Genomic DNA, 26,461 nt, shown 5'->3' with positions numbered 1-26,461 from the left:
TTCTACACTCGGGCTTTCGCGGTCATCAGCTCGTGAAGTAGGGTGCGGAAGACGTCGTGGAGCTGCTGGCGTTTTTCCTCGTGCAGACTTTTCTTGCGATCGAGGTTTTGAATCGCAGAAGCGATCACTTCCTGGGTTCCCATGTCTGGAAGCGGGATTTTGAACGCAGCCACCTCGTGCCCCATCAAGGTGCATGTTCCGTGCCCCGAGCGTCCAACTTTCTTGAACAGGTTATCTCGGAAGGTCTCCAAGGCGTAGAGCAGGAAATCGGACCGGAGCTTTGATCCGGGAACGATGGCCTTCATGTCCTGGTTGATTGCCATTGGGACTTCAGCGAGCGCAACAGGAACGGTCTTTGCCAAGATCATCCCGCGAACGACGACGAAGACCGAACCAGCCGGAGCGAGTTTGCTGCCACTATCGAGCGCTTCCTGGGAGATGTGGTCTTCAACATCATTCAGTCGTGGGCGCTTCATGTCCTTCGGCGAGACCCAAGGAATGGTGCCCTGCCAATATTCCGGATTCTTCTTGGAGGGGGTCCCACCACTTTGGAAGCGGCAGACATCCGAAAGGCGCACCACCTCCCAGCTCACCGGGACCGGGCCGATTTCGGAATCCTTCTGCTTTTCGCCGCGGGTGCCTTCGGTGAAGAGCTTGTGCATGAGGGCCTTTTTCAGCTCGGTGGTGGTCTGGATGATCCGCTCCTGCGCTTCGATGGCCCGCTGCACGGTCGAGAGGATGTGGGCGATGCGCTTTTGCTCGGGGAGTGGGGGGAGAGGGAGAAGCAGGTCGCTCAGCACCGTCCCATTTACGCCCTTCTTCAAATTGGAATGCTTGTTCGCATCAACCTGCTGCCAGTAGCCACGCGACTTGAAGAAGTGGCTCAGGAAACATGGATCCAATTCGTCACCGGCCCGGACGCGGATGAGGTAGGATGCAAAGACAGCTTCTGGCGGATCTTTGATCAGGTAGCTCTTGCCGGTTGTCGCACCAATCCGAGCGAATACGATGTCACCGGATTTCAAGCGGCAGGATTCAAGCTTCTTGGCTGGGCCGCTGCAAAATGGCACGCTCGACCAGTTTACCCCGCTATCGGTGATGTCCGTAATCCGAAGAAACCTAGTCTTGCCTGATTTCGCCGCTTTAGCGGTGAGTCCATATTGTGGCTTCTCTGCGACATCCTTCAGGCGAACGAGCTTCCAATCAGCGCCGATGGTGCCGATTTCCGTTTTCCGAAGCTCATGTTTGGGGACAGGAATGTCCCCCCTCCTTAGGGTGGCCGTCATACGCCGAGCTGCTTGAGGATTTTCCGCAGGGCCTTGTCGGTTTCCCGGGCCTCGGCTTCGAGGGCATCCAGCTCGGCGACGATTTCCGCGAGGGGGCGGTATTCCTCGGCGTCGCTGGTGTGGATGTAGCGGCTGGGCGAGAGGTTGTAGTCGTTCTTCACCAGCTCGGCGCGATCGACGATGCGGCTGAGCTTTTCCTCCTCCTTCCAGCCGATAAGCACTTCGCTGAGGCGGTCGATGCCGGTCTGCGGGATGAAGTTCTTGGGATCGCCCTTCTCAAAGACCTGGCTGGCATTGACGAGGAAGACCTTGCCCTGGCGGGCCTTGGGCTTGGCCTTGTTCAGGAACAGGACGATGCCGGGGGCGGTGGTGTTGTAGAAGAGGTTTTCCGGCAGGTAGAGGACGCTCTCGACGAGGTCCTGATCGACGAACCACTGGCGGACGGTCTTTTCCTTGTTGGTCCCGGCATTGCCGGAGCCGCGGGAGGCGGCGCCGGTATCGAGCACCACGGCAGCGCGGCCATCGGCCTTCAGGCTGGCGTGCATGTGCTGGACCCAGCCCCAGTCGGCGGAGGATTTCCCGGGGAAACCGGCGCCGGAGGGGAAGCGGTCGAGTTCATCGGCATCGTAGTCCGTCTCGGTGAACCAGTCCTGGTTCCACATGGGATTGGCGACGACGCGGTCGAAGGTGCGGAGCTTGCCGCGCCGGTCGCGGAACTTGGGGTTCTTGAAGGTGTCGCCGATCTCGATCTGACCCTCCATGTCGTGGATGATCATGTTCATGTTCGCCATGGCCCAGGTCTCGGCGACGTATTCCTGACCGTAGAGCTTGAGCGGGGCGAAGGTGCGGGCCTTGCCCTTCATCTTCGCCTCCATGGCGATCTCGCACTTGATGAGCAGGCCGCCGGAGCCGCAGGTGGGATCGTAGATCTCCATGCCCGGCTCGGGATCGAGCACGCGGGCCATGATTTCTCCGACCTCGCCGGGGGTGTAGAACTCGCCGGCGCTCTGGCCGCCGCCCTCGGCGAACTTGCGAATGAGGTACTCGTAGCTCTTGCCGATGATGTCCGCCTCCACGTCCGCCAGCCCGAGGCGCTTGGTGCTGATGGCCTCGATGAGGTTCGAGAGCCGGTCGTCATCGAGGTCGCGCTGGCCGTGGGTGGTGGCATTGAAATCGACGCGGTCGATGATGCCCTCCAGCAGCGGGTTCTGCTTCGCGATGGCCCGCAGGTGGGTGGTGACGCCCTCGCCGATCTTGTCGGCGAGCTTGCGGATCACGGACCAGACCGGCTGCTCGGGATCCTCCGGGACCAGCGGCAGGTAGAAGCGGACGAGCTTGTGGTCCGCCTTGGCGAGCTGGAACGCTTTCTTCCGCGAGCCGACCTTTTCGGCGATGCGGTCGATCTCGTCGTCGAAGACGTCGCAGAGGCGCTTGGTGAAGATGAGGGGCAGGATGTAGTCCTTGTACTTCGGCGCGTCCTTCGCCCCGCGGATGGAGCAGGCGGCGTCCCAGATCCAGGATTCGAGGGACTTGTCTTTGGGGGCTTTGGAAGCCGCTTTCTTGGCGGCGCGTTTGCGAGCTGGCACGGGTGGAAATTAGAGATTTCACCCATGCCATGACAAGATGAAGCATCGCGGCTCTCCGTCGCCGCCCGAGAATTCCGAATCCGCGGCGCGAACCCCTCCCCTGCCAGGTGAATCATCGATCAGCGCGGCAGACGCCAAATTCATCCGCCAAATTACCGATTTGCGCGCCAGATCGCTGATTTTTCCGCCAGATTACTGATTTGCGCGGGAAATTTGAAATTCGATGAGTCGAATTTCAAATTCGGCGGCCAAATCGTTAATTCGTTAGGTCGAGTTTCAAATTCGCGGCGCAAATCACTGATTTGCGCGGCAAATTCGTAATCTGGCGAGTTTTGACAGTGCCTCAGCCAGCGCATCTCGTTGGCTTCCATTACGTTATACAGTTTGCCACCCACAAACCGGTGCGAGCATAAAATTTTATCTCCGCCCGGGTGATTCGCTGGCCGCTCTCCCTTACAGACCTGTCTGGACGATCAAGGCGCTCCAGGGAAGAGCCCGGCGGCCTTCGATGGCGGGATTGGTCGCGGGCGGAGGAAAACTGGAACCCTGCTGGGTGGACCAGTTCGGGCCTTCCATTCCTGGCCGGCCTTTCCTCTGCCGGCTGTCGAATCCGGCACCGCCAGGAATGGCACGGAAGTGAAGCGATTTTCGCTGGTTTTCCATGCCCCCGGAAGGCACTGGTCATAAGACGGTGGCGTGAGGAAAGCGGTCCATCGTCAACCAAGCCCCGGAAGGGCCGGCGGAAGCCAGCGGAAACCGTCGCCCCCCCCTTTCCGATGTCCCTGCCGGGGGTGAATTTCCTTGGGCCGCTGGTTCGTCTTGGGTGAGTCGGGCGGGGAGGGACTCGAAGTAAGACCTCAGAAGGGGTGGAGTTCTGGGGGCCTGCCCGGCGGTCGATGCCCGCCGCCCCCACCGGCGGTCGTCGCCACCGGCTCATTTCCCGAGTCCCTCCGGGATGGAAGAAGCCTGATCGGAGCTTCATCCCGTGCCATTGCACCGTCATCGATTTCCTGACCTAACCCACATGATGCGCTTGGGCTTCGAGGCGCTTCATCTTCCGGCTGGTGACAAGACGGCGCATGTCTTCAAGCAGCACATACACACAGGGCACGAGGAACAAGGTGATGACCGTGGCGAACAGGATTCCGAAGCCGAGCGATACCGCCATGGGGATGAGGAAACGGGCCTGGACGTCGGTCTCCATGAGCATGGGCATCAGGCCGACGAAGGTGGTCAGCGAGGTGAGCAGGATGGCCCGGAAACGCCGGCCGCCGGCCTGGCGGGCGGCCTCGACGACCGACCCGGCCTCGTCGCGGTGGCGGTTGACGAAGTCGACCAGTACCAGCGAGTCATTCACCACCACGCCGGCCAGGGCGACCAGGCCGCACATGGACATGATCGAAAGGTTCATGCCGAGCAACAGGTGGCCGCCGATCGCGCCGATCAGGCCGAAGGGAATCACCGTCATGATGATGATCGGCTGCCAATAGGACTTCAGCGGAATGGCGATCAACACATACATCATGATGAGGGCTCCGAGGAAACCGATGCCGATCTCACGCACGCTGTCGGCCTGGTCCTTTTGCTCGCCCTCGAACTCGTAGCGCACGCCGGGGAACTTTTGCGCCAGCTGGTCGAGCGTGTCCGGCACGAAGGTCCGCATCACCTCGTTGGCATTGGTGCCGCCTTCGACGTCCGCCGTGACCTTGATCGAGCGTTGACGGTCGGTGCGGCTGATCACCGCGGGGCCGCGGCCGAACTCGTATTCGACGACCTGCGTGAGCGGCACCTCGTCGCCATTCTGGGTGCGGATGCGCATGTTCTCCAGCGAAGCGAGTTGACGTCGATCCGACTGCGGATAGCGGATCATGACCTTCACCTCATCCCGGCCACGTTGCAGGCGCTGGGCTTCATTTCCATAAAAAGCATCCCGCACCTGGCTGGCCACCTCCGCCAGCCGGAGTCCGAGCGCCTTGCCCTGGGGCGTCAGCCGGACCAGCCGCAGCTCGTCTTTTCCGGCCCGGTTCGAGTCGGCGATGTCGATCACGCCCCCATATTCCCCGAGCTGGCTCTTCACCCAGGCGGTCGCCTCGCGCAGACGCTCGAGATCGGGACCCATGAGGTTGAAATCGAAGGCATTCCCGCCGCCGGCGGTCTCGGCCTTGAAGCTGATCTCCTCGAGACCCGGCAGGTCGCCGGCTTCCTTGCGCCAGGCATCGATGAACTCGCGGCCGGTCACCGAGCGGCCCGAGGCCGGGGTCAGCTCCAGGGTCACCTCGCCGAGGTGGGTGGCCTTCGGTGGACCGTTGGGATTGAAGCCGGTCTGGAAGGGCTGGGTGCCCGACGAGGCGAGCAGGTGCCGGATCACCGGTTCGCCGTCGTTGTTCTTGAGTTCGTGGCCGACCTTCATGGCGGCCTTTTCCAGCCGGCTGGCGATGTCCTGAGTGGAGGCGAAAGGAGCGCCCTGCGGCAGCTCGAACTTGGCCGAAAGGATGTCGCCCTCCACATCGGGGAAGAACTTGAACTTCACGTGACCGCCGGCGACGAAGCCGATCGAGCCGACCAGCAGCCCGATGAAGGCCGCCGCGGTGACGATCCGCCAGCGCAGGCAGAAATGGAGCGCCGGCGTGTAGACCCTTGCCACGAAGACCTCCAGCCCGTCGGCAATGAAGCGCTGGAGCCGGAAGATCGGGTTTTTCGGCCGCTCCTTCTGGTGCGGGGCCAGCAGCGCAAGGTGGGCGGGCAGCACGAACTTCGACTGCAACAGCGAAAACCCGAGCGTCGGGATGACCACGAGCGGAATGTTGGGCCAGATTTTCCCGGAAACGCCGCTCAAGCCGAGCATCGGCGTGAAGGCCGCCATGGTGGTGAGGACCCCGAACACGACCACCGTGCCGACCTCGTGCGTACCCAAGTACGACGCTTCCCGTGGATGCTCGCCCTTCTGGATGCGCGAGTAGACGTTTTCCCCGGTCACGATGGCGTCATCGACCACGATCCCCAGCACCAAGATGAAGGAGAACAGGGATATCATGTTGATGGAAATCCCGAGCATCGGCATCAGCCAGATGCCGCCGGCGAAGGAGATCGGGATCCCGAGCGCGACCAGTAAGGCCAGCGACGGGCGCAGGAACAGGGCCAGCACCAGCAGCACCAGGAAGAGGCCCCAGGTGGCGTTGCGCTTGAGCAGGTCCAGGCGGCCCTGCAGGTAGGAGCTCTGGTCGTTCCAGATCGAAACGTTGACCCCTTCCGGCACGCGGGCCTCGGAGTGCGTCACATAGTCTTTCACCAGCTGAGCGAGGGCCAGCGTGTCCTCGTTGCCGACGCGGAACACGTTCACCAGCACCGCCGGCTTGCCATCGAAGTTGGCGGACAAATCGACGTCCTCAAAGCCATCGTGGACCTCCGCGATTTCCTCCAGCAGCACCTCCGAGCCATCCGGCCGCGTGGCCACCGGGATGGTCCGGAATTCGTTCGCCGTGTAGCGTTTCCCCAAGGCGCGGACGATCAGCTCGCCGCCCTCGGTACGGATCGAGCCGCCGGGCAGGTCGATCGAGGTCCGCCGGACCGCCGCCGCCACCTGCTCGTGGGTCAGGCCCAGCTCGCGCAGCCGCTCCTCGGACACTTCGATGGAAAGCTCGTAGTCCCGGGTGCCGGCGATCGACACCTGCGAGATCGACGGTTTCCCGCGCAGGAAATTCGCCACCACGTCCATCACCGACTTCGGTCCCGGTCCCTCGTAGGTCAGCAGGTCGTCGCGGATGTTTTCGGCCAGCCGCGTGAGCGTCATCTCATCGACCGCGCGGTCGGTGGTGATGGCCAGGCTCATCACCGGGTTCTTGATCAGGATCTCCTCCAGCACCGGCTTCTCGGCCTGCTCGGGAAAGTTGTCGATGGCATCGACGCGGGTTTTCACGTCGTCCATCACGTTGCGGACGTCGTAGCCGGTCTCCACCTCCACGGTGACCACGCCGATGTTCTGGGTGGCGGTGGAGCGCAGCTTCTTGATCCCGGTCAGGTCGGCGACCGCCTCCTCGACCGGCACGCACACGCCGCGCTCGACCTCCTCGGGCGTCGCATTCGGATAGGGGATCTGGACCGCGATGGCATCGATGGAGGTCTCGGGAAAGATCTCCTTCTTGAGCTTGAACCAGGTCGAGAACCCGGCGAGCACCACCGCGAGCATCAGGAAATTGCCCGCGACGTGGTTCTCGCTGAACCATTTGATGGCGTTCTTCATTTCCCGTCCTCCTGCTCGGCCTCGCGGACCTCCATGCCCTCGACCGGTGTGCCCATGCGGGTCAGCAGCAGCCGGTCGTCCGGCTCGAAGGGCGCGCGCACGACCACCGTCTCGCGGGTCGTCCAGACCTCCTCGACCTCGACCTTCGCCAGCCGCCCGTCGCGCACCACCCATACCTCGTTGAGGCCGCGGATCGTGGAACGCGGGATCTCAACCACGTTCGAGATCGTCTTTCCGGGCAGCTCGGCTTCCACGAACAGCCCGACCGGCGGAAAGCCGTCGTCGCCCGCCTGCACCTTGGCGATGACGTGGCCGGTCAAGGTGGTGCGCTCGACCTCGCCGGACACCCGGGCCAGCTTCGCCGGCCACGATTTCGTCTCCCCGCCCAGCGTGGCGGTGATCTGGAATTCGGTCTCCGCGTCCTTGGCGATGAAGCCGAAATCCCGCAGGGGAAACGGCAGGTCCACCTCGAGGTCGGAGTCGGAATAAAGATCAGCCACCACCGTGCCCGGCGCGAGGATCGCCCCCACTTCCGCCGAGGCCATGCGGACGCGGCCCGCGAACGGAGCCCGGATTTCCGCCCGCTCGACGTCGCGGGTCGACCGCTCGACCTCCTCGCTGGCGGAGGCCACGCGCTCCTCGGCGCTGGCGATCTGGGGCTTGCGCAGGGTCAGCCCGGAAGGCTCGCCGCGACCCAGCTTGGCCCAATCGCGCCGCGCCTGCTCGCCCTTGGCTTTTTCCACCTCCAGCGCCAGCTTCGCCTCCGCCAGCGCCGATTCGGCGGTGGCCAGGCGGGCCTTCAGGTCGGAAACTTCGATCCGCACCAGCACCTCGTTCTCCCCCCCCCGGCCGCTGGCCACGAGCTGGTCGGAGATCCATTCGACCCGCCCGCCGACCTGCGCGGCCAGCTTCACCTGGCGCCGGCTTTCCACCACCCCTTCGCTGTCGAGCATCGGCGTCACCTCGCCGACCTCGATCGGCTCGGACCGGACCGCCGGGACCGGCTTTTCGGTTTCCACCGTGTCGGCCTTTTCGCGGTTCAGGAACATGATCACGCCGAACACAAAGGCCGCGAGGATGATGAGCAGCGCCAGCAGGAAGGAGAACACCGCGCGGATCGCCGAGCGGCGGTGCACTTCCTCTTCGGCATGCGTGGTTTCGTAAGGGTTGTCCATGGGATCAAAGTCGGTAATCGCCGCCGAGCGCGAGGTGCAGGGAAACCCGGTTGTCGAGGCGCAGCCGGCGCAGCGTCAGCCGCTGGGAGGCCAGCTCGATGCGGCGGGACTGGGCCTGCAGCAGCGTCAACACGTCACCCGCGCCGCCGGCGAAGTCCTCCAGGGCGGAGTCGGCACCGTCCACGGCCAGCTCCAGCGCGTCGGCCACGGATTTCTCGCGCTCGGCCAGGAAGCGGTCGGCGGCGAGCGCGGTTTCGACCTCGCCGAAGCCGTTCAGCACGGTCTGCTGGAGGTTCGCCAGCGCCTCCCTTTCCTCGGCGCTGCGGATTTCCTCCTGAGACTTGAGCTGGCCGCCACTCAGGATCGGCTGGACGATGCGGCCGCCGATCGACCACACGCCGAAGTCGCTGTCGAGGATGTCGCGCAGCTGGTTGGTGGTGCTGCCGGCGGAGGCGGTCAGCGGAAAGCTCGGGTAGTAGGCGAGCTTGGCCTCGGTCAGGCGCTTGCCGGCCGCGGCCAGCCGCCGCTCCGCCGCCACGATGTCCGGCCGGCGCAGCAGCAGCTCGGAAGGCAAACCGGCAGGAGGAAACGGAGGTACGTCTGGCAATCTCGCCGCGCCGGTGATCGCGGCGGACGGATAGCGGCCCAGAAGGATCTCCAACTGACGCTTGGCCTGGTCGGCCTCGCCGCGGCGCTGGGAAAGGTTGGCCTCGGCGGTCGCCACATCGGTCTGGGCCAGCCGCACCTGCGAACCACTCGCCCCGGCCTCCGCGGCCGCCGTTTCGAAGCGACCGAAGATCAGCTCGGAGTTGTCCTTGCGGACCTTCACCGCCTCCTCCGCCAAGGCGATCTGCTCGTTGGCCTCGGCCAAGGCCAGCCAGGCGCGGGTCACCTGCGCCGCCAGCGACGCCCGCGCCGCGCGATAGGTCTGGCCCTGCGCCTGCAGGTCGGCCAGCGCCGCCTGCTCGCCGGCGCGCACCTTGCCCCACAGGTCGATCTCCCAGCTCAGGTTGAGCGAGGCCCCGTAGCTTTCGGAAATCGATGACAACACGCCGGTGCCACCTCCGATTGGCAGACCGATGAAATTCTGCTTCTGCCGGTTGGCTTGAAACGCTCCATTCAATTGAGGCCTGGCCGCCGCACCGGCACCCTTGGCGGCCGCCGCCGCCCTCTGGACCCGGGCCGCCGCGGCCCGCAGATCTGGGTTGGCTTCATAGGCCTCTTTCACCAGACGTTTCAAACTTCCGTTTCCGACGCGATCGACCCAGTGATCGTCGATTCCTGCCTGAGCCTGCTTCGTGGCCGACCAGGAGCCGGGAACCGACCCCGCCTCCTCCATTCGGCTGCCTGGAGGAACCAGCGAACAACTGGCTATCCCCAGGATGACAAGGCCGCCGAACAAGGGTTTCAAATGGACGCCCATGAAATCAAAAGAGGAACTCACCCTGAGGAACTTCTTCGTTTTCCCCCGCTTTCTCCGAACCAGGATCGGTTGGATTTCCCGAGGCCTGCCGAAGCCCGGCGGCGGCGAAGCGCACGAAGCGGGAGAGCGTGAGCTCCATCGAGGGATCTCCGGCGCGCCCCTGAGTCATCCGCTGAAGGATCTCGGCGTTGGACATGGCATGGATCATCCCTCCGGCCATGAAGTGACAACGCCAGATCAGATCCTCTTCCGTCACCCCAGGCAGGGCTCTTTCGAAAGCCTGTTTGAATCGATTCATCACCATCTGGAATTGGATTTCCGAGGCGACGGGGAGCTTGGCCTGATCGCCGAGCAAACGACCGATGAGGCGCAGGCACAGCCGCTCCGACAACTCGCTGCGCCGCAATTGGGTGACGAAGGGCCGCACGAAGGCGTCCAACAGCTCCTCAAGGGCAACCACCTTCCCCGGAGCCGCCTTTTCGCACCGCTCAAGCCGCGCCAGGCGCTCTTCATTGATCGGCGTGAGATATCGCTCGATCACCTTCTCCACCAGTCCTTCGCGACTTCCGAAGTGGTAGTTCACCGCGGCCACATTGGCGCCGGCTTTCTCCGTGACTTCCCGGACCGCCACCTTGTCGAATCCGTGGAGAGCAAAAAGCTCCTGCGCCGCTTCCAACAAGCGTTGGCGGGTGGCGATGCCACTTTCCACCTTGGTCATCGATGCCTTCACGGCGCCCAAGCTGTCCACTCCCTTGGGATTGTCAAACATGTGATTGAATATTTGTTTCAACGCCCCGACTCGAACCCCACCCTGACGCCCAAGGTCTGATTCAAAGGGTGGTCTCCAACGCTCGATTTTCGTCCTGATAGGGCTGCAGGCGACCCGGGACAGGCTCCTTTCATCCCGGTTTTTGGTGGAGGAAACGCTGCGAAAGGGCGGTATCCTTGCTCGCGTTTGATACCTCGTCCATGAAGTCGCCCCTTCCTCTCCTTGCCTCGGTTGCCGTTGCCGGCACTGCCGCCTTTTTTGTCGGAAGAGCCACCGCTCCCTCCGCCGCGCCGGACGATGTCGATGCGCATCCCGGCCAAGCCGCCGAGGGCTCCGCGAATGCGGGCCGCTTCGCCGACGGCTCGGGCGGGCTCGCGGACTCCGCCCGCTTGTCGGAGCGGCAAGAGAGCGACGATGGAAGCGTGAGCTGGGACGTGCTGACGGAAGAGATGGAGCGCATCATCAAGACCGGCGATCCGCTGGCGAAGGTGCAGGCCTGGCTGGACTTCGTGAACACGCTCGACCGCGACCAGTTCGCGGCCGTGGTGGCCAGCTTCCGGGAAAAGGGTTTCCCGCGGGAGAATCTGGCGGAATACGAGATGTTGATGACGGCCTGGGCCAAGATCGATCCGCTGGGCGCGCTCGACTACGCCACGGAAAACATCGATCACCCCTTCGCCCGCGACACGATCCTCGCCACCTGGGCGGCCAGCGATCCGCAGGGCGCGATCGCCTGGGCCCGCACCAACCATGAAGGCGACGGCGCCAACCCGCTGATGGTGGGCGTGATCCGCGGTCTCGCCGCCAGCGATCCGACGCTCGCCAGCCAGCTGATGACGGAAATGCCCTACTCCCGCGAACGGGGCGAAGCCTTGGCGGCCGTGTTGCCGCAGATGCTGGAGCAGGGCGCGGATGTGGCCAAGAGCTGGATCAGCTCGCTGGAGGACGAACGCTTGCGCGACGGCGCCGTCCGCCGCCTGGCCGACCAGCTGATGCGCACCGACCCGGCCGATGCCGCCCACTGGCTGGCCGCGAATCCCGGTCAGGAATCCGGACGTGGCATCGACGACGCGGTGACCGCCTGGGCGGATCAGGACAAGGAGGGCGCGCTGGCTTTTTACGAAAGCCTCCCGTCCGGCGACATGCGCAGCAACGCCTTGCGCGGCCTGACCAACCAGATGGCGACCGAAAACCCGCGCGAGGCCGCCCAGTTCCTCGACCGGAATTCGGCTGACGCCGACGACCGCGTTTACCAGCAATTCGTCTGGCACGCCTTCCGCGGCGACCCGGAAGTGGCGGTCAACTACATCGGCCACATCCAGGACGGCCGCCAGCAGAGCCGGATGTATCGCCGCATGCTCGATGGCTGGATGCAGCGCGATTTCAACTCGGCGACCGCGTGGATGACCTCGAACGACCTGCCGCCGAACGTCGTGGATCACATGAACCAGCGGATCCGCGACTATCAGGAGAACCGCGAGTGAGGCTCACCGCGGGCGGGCGCCGGTCAGGCTCATGCGCACGTCGCCGATGAAGACCTTGGCGCGCAGCTCGAGCAGCAGGCGGTCGCGATCGTCGGCGAGCCAGAAGGTGGCCTGCCGGAGCTTCTTGTAGGGCTCCAATTTCATGCCCTCGCCGATCCGGCGCATGTCGAGCTCCATGCGGATCGCCGGCTTGCCGAACTTGTCCTCGCGACCGGTCACCACGGTCTCCACGAGGTAGGCGGAGGACTGCGGATAGATCACGAAACGGTGACGCTCCCCCTGCTCCAGCGGCTGGCTGCGGACATGGAGCATGGCGGAAAACACGTCGAGCACCGGCTCGAACTCGAACTGGTGCTCGCGGTGGAAAACGCGATCCATCCCATGGGGATGGATCACCTCCCGGGCCTCGATTTCCTCCCCGCTCCAGCGCGTGCAGAGCTCGGTGGTGTCTTTCTTGTCGGTCTCCCAGCCATCGAAGCGCTTCGGCTGGAGCGTCCGCGGATCGATCAAGGTGCGGTATTCGAATTGAAAGGGGAACAGCTTCGCTGCCATGCCTCGACTGCCCCCTTTCGCCCGCGCGCTGAAGGTCGTGCGTTGGTGCGTTTCACCGAACACGAACTGGATCGATCCGGCGTCGATCATTCCCTTCCAGGACAGGCGGTAATCCGCCTCGATCGGTCGCATCGCCGCATGCGTTCCCGGCGCGGCGGGGTCGATGCCTTCCTTCCACGCCGGCTCGGCAGCGAGGCCGAAAGCGCTCAAGGAAGCGAAAACCAAAGATACAAAAGTCAGCCTCACGCGAAATGGGACGGGCTCCTGCTACGTTCATTCAACCCAATTCCGCTTCCCGCGACGCTGGAAGCCTCACAGACTCGTTTCCGTTCACCCGATCCTCACCCCGTTCATGCGCGCCCTGCCTCTGGTTTCCGCCTTCTGTTCGCTCGCCTTCCTTCTCCACGCCGCCCCGGAAACTCCTCCCGATCAGGGTGGGGAAAAGAAGGCGCCGGAAGCCACCACGCCCGAGCCGGTGTCCAAGACCGGCTCGGTCACGATCCAAGGCACCAAGATCGATTACAAGGTCACCACCGCAAAGCTTCTTTTGAAGAAGGACGACGGCACGCCGCGGGCTTCCATTTTCCACACCAGCTACCTCCGGACGGGCGCAGGCGATTCCTCCAAGCGACCGGTGCTGTTCGCCTTCAACGGCGGCCCGGGCTCCTCGTCGGTGTGGCTGCACCTCGGCATCCTCGGCCCCTACCGAATCGAAATGCCCGGTGACGGCACCACGGCTCCCACGCCGCCGGCCACGCTGATCCCGAACGAATACTCGCTGCTCGACCTCGCCGACCTGGTGTTCATCGATCCGGTTTCCACCGGCTACAGCCGGGCGGAAAAGGACGTGAACCAGAACGAGTTCCACGGCGTGCGGCAGGACATCGAGTCCGTCGGGGACTTCATCCGCCGCTGGGTCACCGAGCACGATCGCTGGGCCTCGCCGAAGTTCCTGCTGGGCGAATCCTACGGGGGCATCCGCGCCGCCGGGCTTTCCGAGCACCTCCAGTCGCGCTACGGGATGTCGATCAACGGCACGATCCTGCTGTCGTCGCTGCTCGATTTCCGCACGCTGATGATGGGCGAGGACGACCCGCTCACCTATCAGGTCTACCTCCCTGCCTATGCGGCGACCGCCCATTTCCACGGCAAGCTCCAGGGCGATCGCGAGGAGCTGATCCAGAAGGCGACGGACTTCGCCTTCGGGGACTATGCGGTGGCTTTCGCGAAAGGAAACACCCTCAGCCAGGACGAGCTCAAGCAGCTCGCCGAGACCATGGCCGGGCTGACCGGGATCGATGCCGGCCTGCTCGAATCGCTCCGGCTGCGCCTCGATCCCACCCGCTTCCGCGCCGAGCTGCTGCGCGATGAAGGCAAAGTGCTCGGGCGCTTCGATGCCCGCGTGGCCTGGCCGGCCGACGGCCCGCCGATGCCCTATCCGCAGTATGACCCGTCGTATTCCCTGGCCTACGGTGCTTATTCGACCGCCATGCTCGCCTACCTCGGCGACAAGCTCGGCTGGAAGGAGGATTCCCCTTATGAAATCCTGACCGGCAAGGTGAACCCGTGGGACATGGGGAATGGCAACAGCTACGTCAACATGTCCGGCGAACTGGCCGCGGCCATGCGCGACAACCCGCACCTGCGCGTCCTGATCATGGAGGCCCGTTGCGACCTCGCCACGCCCGCCGCCGGCATCAACTACTCGCTGCGGCAGATGGCCTTCGCGCCGGAGAGCGTGACCCGGCGCATCCAGCGGGTCCGGTTCGACGCCGGCCACATGTTTTACGTCAATCCGCCCGACCTGAAGAAAGCGCGGGAGGATCTGGCCAAGTTTCTCAGCCAACCGTGACCCAGGAAACTCCACCCCCGATGCCGCTGAACCCGGCTGCGCCCGTGCAGCCGACGGAGGACGAGCGGAACCTCGCCATGCTGTGCCACCTGCTGGCCCTGATCCTCGGCGCGACCACGGGGCTCGGGGTGGTGGGTCCGCTGATCATCTGGCTGTGGAAAAAAGGCCAGTCGCCCTTCATCGACTTTCACGCCAAGGAATCCCTCAACTTCCAGATCAGCCTGTTGATCTATCTTTCCGCACTGGGGATTCTCACCTTCCTCACGATCTTCCTGTTGGTCGGCGTTCTATTCATTCCGGTGATCGTGGCAGTCGCCATCTTCGGCCTGATCGCGGAAATCCTCGCCTGCCTGGCGGCCAATCGTGGCGAATGGCATCGCTACCCGTTTTGCCTGCGGCTGGTCGCGTGACAGAAAAGCCATGAGCCGACCTCATGGCATACCTGCAATCGATTTCGTGACCGGATAGCGTCCCGGGCATGGCCGTGGCAGGTTTCCCGCTCTCCCGGCGGACGCAACTTGCCATGAAATACACCGTCCTCCTCACGCTTGCCGCCGTTTCCGCCGCCCGCGCCGGAAATCCCGAACTCGCTCCCGTGCCGACGCGCGAGCCAGCCCAGCCGTGGGTCAAACCGACGCTCGATATCCGCGCCCGTTTCGAATACGGTGATGTGGACATCCCCGGCACCGACACCGCCTCCGCCTTCACCCTCCGCGAGCGCGTCGGCCTCGTGACCAAGGATTTCCACGGCTTCAGCGCCCTGATCGAAGGTGAGTTCCTGCAAGCCGTCGGCGACGACTACGACTCCGCCCCCACCCCCTTCGCGGCCCAGACGACCGATCCGAACCCGGCCAAGCCGACGACCCAGATCTTCGACCCGGAAACCAACGAGCTCAACCAGGGTTACCTTCAATATCAGGGCTTCGACACCACGGTCCGCGCCGGCCGCCAGCGCATCATCCTCAACAACGCCGCCTTCGTCGGCAACGTCGGCTGGCGCCAGAACGAGCAGACCTACGATGCTCTTAGTATTTCCAACCAGTCGATCGACGACCTGACGCTCTACTACGCCTACGCCAACCGCGCCAACCGCATCTTCGGCTCCGACGCCACCGGCGCGCTGCGCAGCTTCGCGGGCGACATCCACCTCTTCAACGCCACCTACACCGGCTTCGGCGACCTGTCCCTCACCGGCTACGCCTACCTGATGGACTTCGACGAGACCGCCGCCAATGCCGGCTACATCTCAAACAACACCTACGGCGTCATCGCCACCTCCCCCGCCGGGCCCGTCACGCTCTACGGCGAGGTCGCTTTCCAAACCGACACCGACAGCTCGCCGGTGATGAAGCCCGACGAAGCCTGGTATGCCCACGTCAATGCCGCCTACAAGGCCGGCAGCCACACCTTCACGCTCGGCTACGAGTACCTTGATGCCGACTTCGTGACGCCGCTGGCCACCGTCCACGCCTTCAATGGTTTCGCCGACGCCTTCATCGGCCCGCGCATCGGGCTGGTCCGCAATCCCGGCCTGGCCGACATTTACCTGACCCACGCCACTCCGCTGCCGTTCTGGGGGCTGAATTTCAATCAAACGGTGCACCTTTTCGGCGACAACAACTCCGACTTCGACTACGGGTGGGAATACGACGTGGTGCTGGCCAAGAAGTTCAACGAGAACTTCCTCGCGATCGCCAAGTTCGCCTACTACGACGCCGACGGACCGACCGCCGGCCCCATCGCCAATCTCGCTCCGTTTGACACCACGCGGTTCAGCATGGAGCTTAACTACAAGTTCTGATTTCTTTCCACGGTTGCGCTGCGGGCCCGGGGGAATTTCCCCCGGGCCCGTCCGTGTTTTCCGCCACCCGCCCCACACGTGACCGCCACCGATACCCTCCACCGCCCGCTGCACGACCTCCGGATCTCGGTCACCGACCGCTGCAATTTCCGCTGCCGCTACTGCATGCCAGCGGAGGACTTCGGGCCCGGCCACAACTTCCTTCCGCGCTCGGAAATCCTGAGCTTCGAGGAAATCGTCCGCGTCGCCCGTGTCGCCACCGGTGTGGGCGTGAGGAAATTGCGGCTCACCGGCGGCGAGCCGCTCCTGCGCCGCGGCATTGAGGATCTGGTCGCCATGCTGTCGACGCTCGATGGCATCGAGGAAATCGCCCTCACCACCAATGGCACTCTGCTCGCCCACCACGCCGAGGCGCTCGCCTTGGCTGGCTTGGCACGGGTCACGGTGAGCCTGGATGCGCTGGATCCTCTGGTCTTCGGGCACATGAACGGCGTGGGTGCCAGGGTCGAACGCGTGCTGGCCGGCATCGAAGCCGCGCGGACCTTCGGACTCGGCGTCAAGGTCAACAGCGTGATCCAGCGCGGCGTCAACGAGTCGGAAATCCTGCCCCTGGCCCGCTGGGCCCGTGAGCAGCAGCTGACCTTGCGCTTCATCGAGTTCATGGACGTGGGCGAAACCAACCACTGGAATTCCGCCCAGGTCATCGACGCCCAAGAAATCCTCTCCATCATCGGCCGCGAATTCCCACTGGATCCACTCCCGCCCACCCATGCGGGGGAAACCGCCCGCCGCTGGGGGTTTGCCGACCGCCGGGGCGAAATCGGAATCATCGCTTCGGTCAGCCAACCCTTCTGCCGCGGCTGCACGCGACTCCGCCTCTCGGCCGACGGCCAGCTTTTCACCTGCCTGTTCGCCAGCCACGGCCACGACCTGCGTCCACAACTCCGCGGGCGGGCGGACGACTCCGTGTTGCACTCAGCCCTGCTCGGCCTCTGGCAATCCCGCGACGACCGCTACTCCGAACAACGCGGCCAAGTCCACGCCCCGAAGGCTGAAATGAGCTATCTCGGCGGCTGACTCGGTGTTTCGGTGTTTCGGTGTTTCGGTGTTTCAGCTTTTCAGCATTTCAGCTTTTAAACCTCCTCCCCCAACGCCTCGCCCACCATCGCCGCGATGCCGGCGAAGGTCTCCTCGATGAGACTCATCGGCCGGTCTTTGTTCCAGAACACCGCCCACTCGCGCTCGATGGCCTCTTCGCCCACGACGATCGATTTCAAGCTTCCCTCCTCGATCTCCCGGCGCGCCACCCACGGAGCCACGATCCCGACGCCGATTCCGATCTTGGCCATTTCCTTGATCGCCTCGACGTCGCCCAGCGCTAGCGGCGTGCGCAGGCGGGCTCCCATCCTTTCGAAATGCTTTTCGACCAGGCCATAGGTCTTGGTCGCCTTGGCATAGATGATGAATTGCGTGTCTTCGATTTCCTCGATCGGCCGCTCGTCGGTATCGCTCCACGGATGCATCGGCGGCACCACGAAGATCATGCGATCGCTGAAAATCGCTCGCGAATCCACCTCGGGTTCGTCTTTTCCCCGCATCCCGATCACCACGTCGAGATCGTGCGCCAGCAGCAGCTCCTGCAGCGCCGCCGTGTCCCCGGCCTCGATCGAGGGCTCGCAACGCGGGAAGCAATCCCGGAACTCCCGAAGCACCGTGGGCAGCAGGAACTGGCAAAGCGAATGCGGCGCTCCGATGCGGATCCGGCTCTGGCCCCAGCGCTTCATGCCGTCGAGCTCCCGACCCGCCAGCTCCAGCTCGCCGAGAATCCGCCGGCAGCGGTTGAGGAACACCTCGCCTTCACCGGTTAGGCTCGTGCGCTTCCCCAGGCGCGTGAGAAGCTTGCAGCCCAGGCTGTCTTCCAAGGCCTTCATCGAGTGACTGATCGCCGACTGCGTAAGGTATAACTTCTTGGCAGCCAGCGTGAAGCTTCCTTCATCCGCGACGGCGACAAATGATCGAAGTTGGCGTAGATCGGGAAGCAGCTCGCTCATGAAGAGGACTCATGGAAATTTCTCCCGCTAAAAAGCATGGTGCATGCCAATGCCCGAAGAGTTGGCACCAATCAAGCTTTGTGAAATGACATGCCTTCCACCGAATCCCGAATGCCGATCCGCCTCGGCTTTGTGCCGCTGAATGACTGCGCTCCGGTCGCGGTCGCCAAGGAACTCGGGATTTTCGAAAAGTACGGCCTCAACGTCCGCCTTTCCCGCCAACCCGGCTGGGCGACCGTCCGCGACATGCTCCTTTACGGGGAACTCGATGCCGCCCAATCGATCGCCGGCCTCGCTTTCCACCTGGCCCTCGGCCTCAGCCGCCTGCGCCGTGATGTCGCCGTGCCGCTGATCCTCAGCGCCCATGGCAACGCCATCACGCTTTCGAACGACATCCCGCACGACATCGTCGGCCACGGCGAGGGCCTCGCCGGCTTCATCCAGCACCGCTGGAAAAAGAACCGCCCTCTCACCCTCGCCGCCGCCCACCGCTACTCCTCGCACCACATCCTCATGCAGTCGTGGCTCCACCGCCACGGTCTCAAGGCCGGCCGCGAGCTGGAGCTGGTGTTTCTCCCGCCGCCGCTGATGCCCGGCCACCTCGCCGCCGGCCACATCGACGGCTTCTGCGTCGGCGAGCCGTGGAACTCCGAGGCCATCCTCAATGGCCACGGCTGGAGCCCGGTGACTTCGGCCGACCTGGCCACGGGGCACCCGGAAAAGATCCTGCTCCTCGACGGCAACTTCGTCGGCGAGCGGCGCGACGACACCATCGCGCTCGGCGCCGCCCTGCTCCATTCCTGCCGACTGTGCCAGGATCCGGATTTCCTCGATGAAATGGTGAGCATCCTCGCCAAGCCCGCCTACACCGGGTGCTCGGAGAAGACGATCCGCAACAGTCTCGGCCCGAAGTTCAACTCCGGGCGCGGAACCATTGACGGCTCCAACCTTCACCTTTTCTTCGGCGGCGATCTCAACTGCCCCAGCGCCGACAAGGCCTCGTGGTTCCTCTCCGGCATGCGCAACACCGGCCTGCTGCCCGACAACATCACGGCCTCGTCCTTGACCCGCCTCTACCGTCAGGACCTTTTCCGCTCGGCGGAAAAGGCGCTGCTCCCGGCATGAACCGGGTGCATGGGTGACATGAGCATTCGGCTCACGGGATTCATCCAAACGGGCACCCGTGGCATGAGCCCCGCTTTCACGACGATGACCCCACCATCGTCATCATCATGCCTACCCGCACCATCATCCTCCTCACCGCCCTCGTCTCCGGCCCGCTCTGCGCGGAGCAGCTCGCCGTCGAAAAGGACGAGCTGAAACTCGGCTTCATCAAGCTGACCGACTGCGCCCCGATCGTCATCGCCAAGGAAAAAGGCTTCTTCGAAGACGAGGGACTCCAGGTCGAAGTCATCGCCCAGTCCAACTGGAAGGTCCTCCTCGACAACGTCATCACCGGCAACCTCGACGGCGCCCACATGCTCTCCGGCCAGCCGATCGCCGCCACCATCGGCATCGGCACCGAGGCCCACGTCGTGACCCCGTTCACCATGGACCTCAATGGCAACGGCATCACCGTTTCCAACTCGATCTGGGAGCAGATGCAGGAAAACGATCCGGAGCTCGACACCGACCAGCCCGAGCACCCGATCAGCGCCGATGCCCTGAAGCCGATCGCCGACGACCTCCTCGCCGAGGGCAAGAAGCTCCAGATGGGCATGGTTTTCCCGGTCTCCACCCACAACTACGAACTCCGCTACTGGCTCGCCGCCTCGGAAATCCACCCGGGCTATTATTCCAAGACCGACCTCGCCGGCCGCACTGATGCCGAGGTCGAACTCTCCGTCACCCCGCCGCCGCAGATGCCCGCCACCCTCGAGGCCGGCACCATTTCCGGCTACTGCGTCGGCGAGCCGTGGAACCAACAGTCCGTCGCCAAGGGCATCGGCGTCCCGGTCACCACCAACTACGACATCTGGAAAAACAACCCGGAGAAAGTCTTCGGCGTGACCAAGAAGTTCGCGGACGAAAACCCGAACACCCTCATCGCGCTGACCAAGGCCCTGATCCGCGCCGGCAAGTGGCTCGACGCCACCGAGGGCGACAAGCTCGTCAACCGCGAGGAAGCCTGCCGCATCCTCTCGCAGCCGAACTACGTCGGCGCCGACTTCGAGGTCATCAAGAACTCGATGACCGGCACCTTCATCTTCCAGAAGACCGATGTCCGCGACATGCCCGACTTCAATGTCTTCTTCAAACACGACTGCACCTACCCGTGGTATTCCGACGGCGTGTGGTTCCTCACCCAGATGCGCCGCTGGGGCCAGATCACCGAGCCCAAGCCCGCCTCCTGGTATGAGGAGATCGCGAAAAAAGTCTATCTCCCGGAAGTTTACATGAAAGCCGCCGAATCGCTCCTCGCCGAAGGAAATCTTGAGGAAAGCGAGATCACCAGGACCGAGGACGGCTACAAGCCCGCCACCACCGACTTCATCGACGGCAACGAGTTCGACGGCAAGAAGCCCATCGAATACCTCAACTCCTTCAAAATCGGCATCAAGGACGACCCGTCCCTCGCCACCAAGTGAATACGGAGAGCGAGTTTTCAACTCGCTCTTCCTCCCCCCACTTTTTCCTTTCTCCTTTTTCCTTTCGCCTCCGCGCACTCGGCACCCCATGAAATACAAGCTCCTCAAATTCATCGACACCGCCGGCCTGAGCTTCCTCTCACCGGTCGTCCGCCTCGTCACCGGCGAGGAACCGCAGAAGCAGGTCAAGGACATCGTCCGTTTCATCGTGGTGCCGGTGTTCGCCTTCCTCGCCTTCCTCTGGCTGTGGTCGATGATCGCCCCGAAGCACAAGACCAAGGCGGGAGAAGTCCCGACTCCGAGCGTCGTCTGGGACGCCGGAAAAGGCATCTGGCGCTTCCATGATCGCGAGACCGCCAAGGAAAACGGCTTCCTCCTCACCGGTCCCGCCCGCGAGGCGGAAATGAAGACCGCCACCGAACGCCTGGCCGAAGTCGAGAAGCTCGAAACCCTCGCCAAGGAACAGCTCACCTCCGCCCGCGAGTCATCGAAAGAGCGCTTCGATCTCTCCGTCGCCCCATCCAAGGACGCCTACGACGCCAAGCGCGCCGAATACCGCGACTTCCGCAAACAAAGCGCCGCCACGCTCAAAGCCGAAGCCGCCACGCTCGCCACCGCTCCCGCCGAGGCCCGGATGGCTTTCCTCGAAAAACTCCGCGCCAACGAAAAGGCCGAAGCCGCCCTCAAAGCCGAAGTCGATGCCCTCAAAACGAAATACACCGAGGCCCAGGAGCTCACCTTTCCCAAGGTGAAATCCGCCCTCCGCGCCGCCACCCTGCTCGGCGAGGAAAAGCAGTTCCTCACCAAATACATCGACATGCTCGGCGAAAATTCGCGCGAGGTGAAGCTCCACGCCGCCGAGGAAAAACTCGCCAAGACCCGCGACCAGTTCCTCACCGCCACTGAGGGCGACCTCTACAAGCTCGGCACCGGCATCCTCAAGAACGAGGAGTTCCTCGCCACCACCGCCACCTCGCAATACGCCAAGCCCTGGACCCTGCCCAAGCAGATCGTCCGCTCGTTGTTCTGCGTGTTCGCCGGTTTCCTCATCGCCTCCGCCATCGCCATCCCGATCGGCATCCTGTGCGGTCTGTCGCCGACCTTCATGGCCGCGATGACTCCCTTCATCGCCCTCTTCAAGCCGGTCTCGCCGCTCGTCTGGCTGCCCATCATCATGATCATCGTCGGCGGCTTCATGCCCGATCCCGAGAACCACTGGCTCGTCGCCGCCCTCGACAAGGTGCCGGTCATCCGGAACTACAGCATCGACCCGATGTTCATCTCCTCGGCCATCACCGTCGCCCTCTGCTCGCTTTGGGCCACCCTGGTCAACACCGCCCTCGGCGTCGGCTCGATCGACAAGGACCACATGAACGTCGCCCGCGTCCTGCGCCTCGGCTTCTGGTCGCGCCTCTTCAAGATCATCATCCCCACCGCCCTCCCCCTCATCTTCGCCGGCCTCCGCATCTCGCTCGGCGTCGGCTGGATGGTCCTCGTCGCCGCGGAAATCCTCTCCACCTCCGAGGGCATCGGGAAGTTCGTGAACGACATGTATACCAACGGCTCCTCGCAGTCCTTCGCCCAGATGTTCGTCGTGGTCTTCATCGTCGGCTTCATCGGCATGCTGCTCGACCGCATCATGGTCTTCCTCCAGCGCCTCGTCTCCTTCGACACCGCCCCCGCCCTCTAATCGGAGCGCTGGCTTCAGCCGGCGCGAAACTACCATGAATTCCGTACTTTTCCCCAAGCGCATGCCTTTCCTCGAACTCGACCATGTCTCCATCGGCTTCGGCCCGGCGAACACCCGCGTCGATGTCCTCAAGGACGTCAACCTGTCCGTCGCCGAAAACGAGTTCGTCGCCATCATCGGCTTCTCCGGCGCCGGTAAGTCGACGCTCGTTTCCCTCCTCGCCGGCCTCGAACTCCCGACCTCCGGTGAAGTCCGCATGGCCGGGGAAAAGATCACCCGCCCCGGACCGCGGCGCGGCGTGATGTTCCAGAGCTACTCCCTGCTCCCGTGGCTCACGGTTTACGGAAACATCCAGCTCGCCGTGAAGCAGGTGTTTCCCGAAAAATCAAAGTCCGAGATCAAGGAACACGTCGAGCGCTACATCGAGATGGTCCACCTCACCCCGGCCATCGACAAGCGCCCCCACGAGCTCTCCGGCGGCATGCGCCAGCGCGTTTCCCTCGCCCGCACGCTCTCCATGCAGCCCGAGGTCCTGCTCCTCGACGAACCGCTCTCCGCCCTCGACGCCCTCACCCGCTCCGTCCTCCAGGACGAGATCCTCGACATCTGGGGCAGGGAAAAGAAGACCGTCGTCCTGATCACCAACGACGTCGATGAAGCCATCCTCATGGCCGACTGCATCATCCCTCTCACCATGGGCCCCGAGGCCACCCTCGCCGAGGCTTTCCCCATCACCCTCGCCCGCCCCCGCGACCGCCGCACCCTCACCGACGACCCCGAATACCAGCGCCTCAAGGCCGACATCACCTCTTATCTCGTCGGCCTCAACAAGGAGGCCCGCCAGCTCCGCGGAAACAAGATCCTCACCATGCCCGACATCGCCCCCCGCGACTTCAAGGCCCCCAGCAAAATCCGCGGCCTCAAGTGGAAGAACACCGCCTGATCTTCCCCATCTTCAATCGACAATCTCCAATCTTCAATCGGATGCGCTCCGTCGAAATCTTCAATCTCGCCAAGTTCTACCCGAACCCCTACGGCGCACCATTCAAGGCCGTCGTCGATTTCAACCTGAACATCGAGCAGGGCGAGTTCGTCGGCCTCATCGGTCACTCGGGTTGCGGGAAATCCACCGTCCTCACCATGCTCGCCGGACTCAACGAGATCTCCGACGGCGGCATCGTCGTCAACGGCAAGGAAATCGACGGCGCCGGCCCCGACCGCGCCGTCGTCTTCCAGTCGCCCTGCCTCATGCCCTGGCTCACCGCCGCCGGCAACGTGATGCTCGGCGTGAAAAACGTCTATCCCCACGCCACCAAAAAGGAGCGCCAGCAGATCGTCGAATACGCGCTCTCGTCCGTCGGCCTCGCCGACTCGATGAACAAGTATCCCCGCGAAATGTCCGGCGGCATGCAGCAGCGCGTCGGCATTGCCCGCGCCATCGCCCTCAAGCCCAAGGTCCTGCTCCTCGACGAACCCTTCGGCCGCCTCGACTCGCTCACCCGCATGGAGCTCCAGGACGTGATGCTCGACATTCTGAACCGCGAAAAAATCACCACCGTCCTCGTGTCGCACGATGTCGATGAGGTGGTCTTCCTCTGCGACCGCGTCGTCATGATGACCAACGGCCCCGCCGCCACCATCGGCGAAGTTCTCAGCATCGACTTCGAGCGCCCCCGCGACCGAGCCACCATGCTCCACGACCCGCTCTACTTCCGCTGCCTCGACCACCTCGTCTCCTTCCTCACCGAGCGCGCCCACCTCCGCACCGAACCGCGGATCCACGACTCTAGCAGCCTCCTCACCTTCCTCGGCCGCAAACTCGAATCCGCCGAAGAGATCTCCCAGGCCGTCGCGTGAACCGTGGCGGCGGACTTCATCCGCCGTGCCCATCCCCTCACCATGAGCCGACCTCATGGCACCGGTGACGCACTTTCCCTCCCCCTCATCCTCCGGAGCCGCCCCATCGCATGCCACCTGCTTTTCCCAGCCCATGGTCAGCATCGACGAATCCGGTTTTTCCACCGAACAAACCACCTTCATCAAGGCCTTCGTCTCGGGCTTCTGCCAGGGCCGTGACAGCATACCCCACCTCGGTCAGGACAGCGACGGCCGCTTCACCCATGAAGTTGAAGAAACCGTCCACGGCACCCCCATCGACGACCTCTGCAAGGAAGAGCGGATCAAGCACACCAAGAACGGCCTCGACTGCTACGACGAGATCCTCGCCAACGCCCTCGACAACAAGTTTCCCGAAGCCGAGGACGTCTTCCGCTACAAGTTCCACGGCCTCTTTCACGTCGCGCCCGCGCAGGACAGCTTCATGCTCCGCTGCCGCATCGCCGGCGGCGCGCTGAGCACTTATCAGTTCCGCGGCCTCGCCGAAATTGCCCAGGACTGGGGCCCCGGCCGCGCCGACCTCACCACCCGCGCCAACGTTCAGATCCGCGAGATCGAGCCCAAGAACTGCCCCGCGGTTCTGATGAAGCTCGCCGACCTCGGCCTCACCTCGCAAGGCTCCGGCGCAGACAACGTCCGCAACGTCACCGCCACCCCGACCACCGGCTTCGACCCCACCGAGCTGATCGACGTGATGCCCTACGCCCGCGCGATGCATCACTACATCCTGAAGAACCGCGACCTCTACGGCCTGCCGCGGAAGTTCAACATTTCCTACGACTCCGGCGGCTGCGTCTCCGTCTGCGCCGACACCAACGACATCGGCTTCCAAGCCGTCCGCGTCACCCAGGACTCAATCGACAATCATCCATCGGAAATCAGCAATCTCCAGCCCGGCGTCTATTTCCGCATGCAACTCTGCGGCATCACCGGCCACCAGCAGTTCGCCACCGACTGCGGCGTGCTCCTCACCCCCGCCGAGACGATCCCCGTCGCCGCCGCCCTCATCCGCGTCTTCATCGAAAACGGCAACCGCACCAACCGCAACAAGGCCCGCCTCAAGTATCTCGTCGATGACTGGGGCTTCGAGAAGACACTCGAAGAGACCCAGAAAAAACTCACCTTCCCCCTCCGCCGCTTCCCTCTCGAACACTGCGAAGTCCCCAACCCCAAGGACAAGCAAGGCTACCTCGGCATCCACCCGCAGACCGACGGCAAGAACTACATCGGCATCTGCACGCCCGTCGGCCGCATGAGCGTCGCGCAAATGCACGCCCTCGCCGACATCGCCGATCAGTTCGGCCGCAGTGAGATCCGTCTAACCGTTTGGCAAAACCTCATCATCCCGGGCATCCCCGACGACAAGATTCAGGCCGCCATCACCGCCATCCAGGCCACCGGTCTCGATCATCGAAATCACAACCTCACCGGCGGCATCATCGCCTGCACCGGCAGCGCCGGCTGCAAGTACGCCGCCGCCGAGACCAAGGGCCAGGCTGTCGCGCTCGGCCAGCATCTGGCCAGCAAGATGATCCTCGACCTGCCCATCAACCTCCACCTCACCGGCTGCAAGCACTCCTGCGCCCAGCACTACATCGGCGACATCGGCATGGTGGGCAACCGCGTCAAGATCGACGACGGCTCCACCGTCGATGGCTACAACATCGTCCTCGGCGGCGGCTGCGACGACCAACAAGCCATCGCCCGCGAAGTCTGGAAGTCCGTCAAAGCGACCGACATCAACGCCCTGATCGAACAGCTCCTCTGCACCTACCTCGCCCAGCGCCAGGACGGCGAAACCTTCGCCCACTTCACCCGCCGCCTCACCATTGAGGAACTCCAGGGCCTCATCGACCAAACCAAGCTCGCCGCCGCCTGAAAAAAGGAGCACAGGCGTCCCGCCTGTGAACCCCAGCAGCCCGAAGTCTCCCACCGATCCCTGCCTTACCCCTTTGGTCACCACCCTCCAACCCTCCCCACCGGAAAAACCGCCGCTCCCCAAAGCGAGCGAACTCCGCACGCTCATCGACGACCTCATCTGAAAAAAGGAGCACAGGCGTCCCGCCTG

20 protein-coding genes are annotated in these 26,461 nt (G+C 63.8%); 11 read left to right on the top strand and 9 right to left on the bottom strand.

All coding sequences use genetic code 11. The features are described 5' to 3' along the window. Positions 1–2: 2 nt before the first annotated feature. The 7 genes from ABXH26_RS16450 to ABXH26_RS16420 all read right to left on the bottom strand — a co-directional run bounded on the left by ABXH26_RS16450 (position 3) and on the right by ABXH26_RS16420 (position 10,479). Positions 3–1,286, bottom strand: coding sequence for a restriction endonuclease subunit S (locus tag ABXH26_RS16450; RefSeq protein WP_353568188.1), 1,284 nt, complete (start codon positions 1,284–1,286; stop codon positions 3–5). Next, positions 1,283–2,872: a type I restriction-modification system subunit M gene (locus tag ABXH26_RS16445; RefSeq protein WP_353568187.1), complete on the bottom strand. Its 1,590-nt coding sequence runs from the start codon at positions 2,870–2,872 to the stop codon at positions 1,283–1,285. The genes ABXH26_RS16450 and ABXH26_RS16445 overlap by 4 nt, the downstream gene beginning before the upstream one ends. 152 nt (positions 2,873–3,024) lie before the next feature. Further along, complete coding sequence (locus ABXH26_RS16440; protein ID WP_353568186.1) at positions 3,025–3,243, bottom strand: hypothetical protein; 219 nt, start codon at positions 3,241–3,243, stop codon at positions 3,025–3,027. A gap of 644 nt (positions 3,244–3,887) precedes the next feature. After that, on the bottom strand, positions 3,888–7,112 hold the full coding sequence (locus tag ABXH26_RS16435; protein ID WP_353568185.1) for an efflux RND transporter permease subunit: 3,225 nt from the start codon (positions 7,110–7,112) through the stop codon (positions 3,888–3,890). After that, complete coding sequence (locus ABXH26_RS16430; RefSeq protein WP_353568184.1) at positions 7,109–8,287, bottom strand: efflux RND transporter periplasmic adaptor subunit; 1,179 nt, start codon at positions 8,285–8,287, stop codon at positions 7,109–7,111. Before ABXH26_RS16430 ends, ABXH26_RS16435 begins: the two co-directional genes overlap by 4 nt. A 4-nt stretch (positions 8,288–8,291) precedes the next feature. Next, a complete protein-coding gene (locus ABXH26_RS16425; protein ID WP_353568183.1) occupies positions 8,292–9,731 on the bottom strand; it encodes an efflux transporter outer membrane subunit in 1,440 nt (479 codons plus the stop codon). After that, positions 9,715–10,479, bottom strand: a complete 765-nt coding sequence (locus ABXH26_RS16420; RefSeq protein ID WP_353568182.1) for a TetR/AcrR family transcriptional regulator — start codon at positions 10,477–10,479, stop codon at positions 9,715–9,717. Before ABXH26_RS16420 ends, ABXH26_RS16425 begins: the two co-directional genes overlap by 17 nt. Before the next feature lie 200 nt (positions 10,480–10,679). On the opposite strand from ABXH26_RS16420, the gene ABXH26_RS16415 reads away from it, so the two are divergent. Next, complete coding sequence (locus ABXH26_RS16415) at positions 10,680–11,963, top strand: hypothetical protein (protein WP_353568181.1); 1,284 nt, start codon at positions 10,680–10,682, stop codon at positions 11,961–11,963. A gap of 3 nt (positions 11,964–11,966) precedes the next feature. Here the strand turns inward: ABXH26_RS16415 and ABXH26_RS16410 are convergent, their stop codons facing one another. Beyond that, positions 11,967–12,725 carry a DUF3108 domain-containing protein gene (locus ABXH26_RS16410; protein WP_353568180.1) on the bottom strand — a complete coding sequence of 253 codons (759 nt, stop codon included), beginning with the start codon at positions 12,723–12,725 and terminating at the stop codon, positions 11,967–11,969. A gap of 142 nt (positions 12,726–12,867) precedes the next feature. On the opposite strand from ABXH26_RS16410, the gene ABXH26_RS16405 reads away from it, so the two are divergent. The 4 genes from ABXH26_RS16405 to moaA all read left to right on the top strand — a co-directional run bounded on the left by ABXH26_RS16405 (position 12,868) and on the right by moaA (position 17,245). Beyond that, positions 12,868–14,367: a S10 family peptidase gene (locus ABXH26_RS16405; protein WP_353568179.1), complete on the top strand. Its 1,500-nt coding sequence runs from the start codon at positions 12,868–12,870 to the stop codon at positions 14,365–14,367. Between the two features lie 20 nt (positions 14,368–14,387). Then, the gene (locus ABXH26_RS16400; protein WP_353568178.1) at positions 14,388–14,777 is read left to right on the top strand and encodes a DUF4870 domain-containing protein; all 390 of its coding nucleotides are present in this window, start codon (positions 14,388–14,390) and stop codon (positions 14,775–14,777) included. 113 nt (positions 14,778–14,890) lie between these two features. Beyond that, positions 14,891–16,168, top strand: coding sequence for a hypothetical protein (locus ABXH26_RS16395; protein ID WP_353568177.1), 1,278 nt, complete (start codon positions 14,891–14,893; stop codon positions 16,166–16,168). Between the two features lie 78 nt (positions 16,169–16,246). Then, positions 16,247–17,245: a GTP 3',8-cyclase MoaA gene (gene moaA, locus ABXH26_RS16390; RefSeq protein WP_353568176.1), complete on the top strand. Its 999-nt coding sequence runs from the start codon at positions 16,247–16,249 to the stop codon at positions 17,243–17,245. Between the two features lie 56 nt (positions 17,246–17,301). Here the strand turns inward: moaA and ABXH26_RS16385 are convergent, their stop codons facing one another. Beyond that, entirely contained in the window at positions 17,302–18,219 is a 918-nt protein-coding gene (locus ABXH26_RS16385) for a LysR family transcriptional regulator (RefSeq protein WP_353568175.1), read from the bottom strand. Between the two features lie 90 nt (positions 18,220–18,309). On the opposite strand from ABXH26_RS16385, the gene ABXH26_RS16380 reads away from it, so the two are divergent. The 6 genes from ABXH26_RS16380 (at position 18,310) to ABXH26_RS16355 (ending at position 26,272) form a co-directional block, all read left to right on the top strand. Continuing rightward, a complete protein-coding gene (locus ABXH26_RS16380; RefSeq protein WP_353568174.1) occupies positions 18,310–19,344 on the top strand; it encodes a CmpA/NrtA family ABC transporter substrate-binding protein in 1,035 nt (344 codons plus the stop codon). 107 nt (positions 19,345–19,451) lie between these two features. Next, positions 19,452–20,807: a CmpA/NrtA family ABC transporter substrate-binding protein gene (locus tag ABXH26_RS16375; protein WP_353568173.1), complete on the top strand. Its 1,356-nt coding sequence runs from the start codon at positions 19,452–19,454 to the stop codon at positions 20,805–20,807. Positions 20,808–20,895: 88 nt separating this feature from the next. After that, positions 20,896–22,497, top strand: coding sequence for an ABC transporter permease (locus tag ABXH26_RS16370; RefSeq protein WP_353568172.1), 1,602 nt, complete (start codon positions 20,896–20,898; stop codon positions 22,495–22,497). Positions 22,498–22,531: 34 nt separating this feature from the next. Beyond that, positions 22,532–23,440: an ABC transporter ATP-binding protein gene (locus ABXH26_RS16365; RefSeq protein WP_353568171.1), complete on the top strand. Its 909-nt coding sequence runs from the start codon at positions 22,532–22,534 to the stop codon at positions 23,438–23,440. A gap of 41 nt (positions 23,441–23,481) precedes the next feature. After that, the gene (locus ABXH26_RS16360; RefSeq protein ID WP_353568170.1) at positions 23,482–24,354 is read left to right on the top strand and encodes an ABC transporter ATP-binding protein; all 873 of its coding nucleotides are present in this window, start codon (positions 23,482–23,484) and stop codon (positions 24,352–24,354) included. Between the two features lie 133 nt (positions 24,355–24,487). Further along, complete coding sequence (locus tag ABXH26_RS16355) at positions 24,488–26,272, top strand: NirA family protein (RefSeq protein WP_353568169.1); 1,785 nt, start codon at positions 24,488–24,490, stop codon at positions 26,270–26,272. Positions 26,273–26,461 lie beyond the last annotated feature (189 nt).

Origin of the sequence: Haloferula sargassicola, from assembly GCF_040362925.1 — a bacterium.
GTDB classification, from domain to species: domain Bacteria; phylum Verrucomicrobiota; class Verrucomicrobiia; order Verrucomicrobiales; family Akkermansiaceae; genus Haloferula; species Haloferula sargassicola.
This window is presented reverse-complemented; position numbering and strand designations above follow the sequence as displayed.